This window comes from Micrococcus sp. IITD107 (genome assembly GCF_041927415.1).
GTDB classification, from domain to species: domain Bacteria; phylum Actinomycetota; class Actinomycetes; order Actinomycetales; family Micrococcaceae; genus Citricoccus; species Citricoccus terreus.
The window spans coordinates 1-1,460 of the sequence record NZ_JBHFFN010000018.1; the positions used below are offsets into that span (position 1 = coordinate 1).

A 1,460-nucleotide genomic window follows, 5' to 3' on the forward strand; every position below is an offset into this window, starting at 1 on the left:
CCGTGGTGCCTCACAGTAAAGTCCCCGCTTGCGGGCCCCTGGTGCCTCAGATGAATTTCCCCGCGTAGCTCAGCTGGCTTTGGGTGTCCTGATCTTGATTCCTCGGGGGTCGGGGAGATCTCTGAGAGCTTGTCGTTCCAGCTCGCGGGTCTTCTGGGCGGCCAGGGCGATCAGTCGGGCTTGGATCGCGTCGATCTGATCGGCGATGGCCACCGGGCTGAGCGTGTCCTTGTACTGGGCCAACTCGGCCTGCTGTGCGGGGCTGAGCACCCCGGCCTGCAGCAAGCGTTGGTAGGGCGATTGCGGGGCGTCGTAGAGGCGCTTGCGCCGGCCGATCTTATCGGTGGCGTAGCCGGTGGGCTTCTTCGTGGGTGTGAAGAAGTTCAGCCGGTCACACACCAGCGCCCAGAGCTCGTTGAGCAGCGTGAGCTCCTCGGGGGTGTCGTAGCGGTAGTAGAACCCGTACCGGCGCACCAGGTGGTTGTTCTTGGACTCGATGGTGGCCTGGTCGTTCTTCTTGTACGGGCGGGACCGAGTGAAGAAGATCTTCGCCTGGCCTGCCCAGCCGATCAGCTCGTGATTGATGAACTCCGAGCCGTTGTCGCAATCGATCCCGCTCACTGCGAAGGGCACCTGGTCGATGAACCTGCCAAAAGCGCCCATCATATGCACGGTGGCGTTGTTGCGGATCGCGGTGGTGAACACCCACCCGGTGTGCATATCCGTGAAGTTCACGCTCCTGATGAACTCCCCCTTCAGGCTCGGACCACAGTGCGCGACGGTATCGACCTCGAAGAACCCTGGCTCGGCCTCCACTTCATCCCCGGCCTTACGGATGCTGATCGAGTTACGCAGCAATGCCCCGGGCTTGGTCGTGGACTTACCCCGCAGCCGGTCCTGGGCCCGGACCGGGGCCAGGTACCGGTCGATCGTGGCCGCGCTCATCGCCAACAGCTCTGCCCGCACGCACTCTGAGTACCGGCCTTGGCCTGGCACCAGGTCCCCGGCGGCCTCCATGGCCTGGATCCACTGGCCCATCGAAGCGGCCAGATACTTCCCGCAGATCCCTCCAGTCACCGACCAGACCCGATGCAGGACTTTGATCGCATCATAGGAATACCCCTTGGGCTTGCTGCGCCGCCGATCGATCACCACCACCGTGGCCTGAAGCTTTCCAGGCGGGGCGCTGGCCCGGCGGCGCAGCTGCTGACGGGCATGATCTCGATCCCAGCCGGTCATCTCGACCACCGCATCCAGGATCCGGCCCTTCTGGGCTTTCGAGGCCCCCACATACGCTTTGGAGTACTTCTTCGTGATCTCGATCCGGGTAGCCATCGAGACGTCCTTATCGGCCATACCCCATCGTGGCCGCCCCCACCCCCACCAGCACAGACTTGCCGGGGAAAAACACCTGAGGCACGACCCCTACCTACGCGGGGACTTTATCTGAGGCTCGTCGA

General features: G+C 63.6%; 1 protein-coding gene. It reads right to left on the reverse strand.

The window, feature by feature from the left end:
• Positions 1–69 precede the first annotated feature (69 nt).
• Entirely contained in the window at positions 70–1,335 is a 1,266-nt protein-coding gene (locus ACEXHE_RS13440; protein ID WP_374786177.1) for a DDE-type integrase/transposase/recombinase, read from the reverse strand.
• Positions 1,336–1,460: the final 125 nt, after the last annotated feature.

Excerpts from the sequence above, each read along its gene's own strand:
- ACEXHE_RS13440 (WP_374786177.1), bottom strand. The coding sequence starts at position 1,335 with ATGGCTACCCGGATCGAGATCACGAAGAAGTACTCCAAAGCGTATGTG.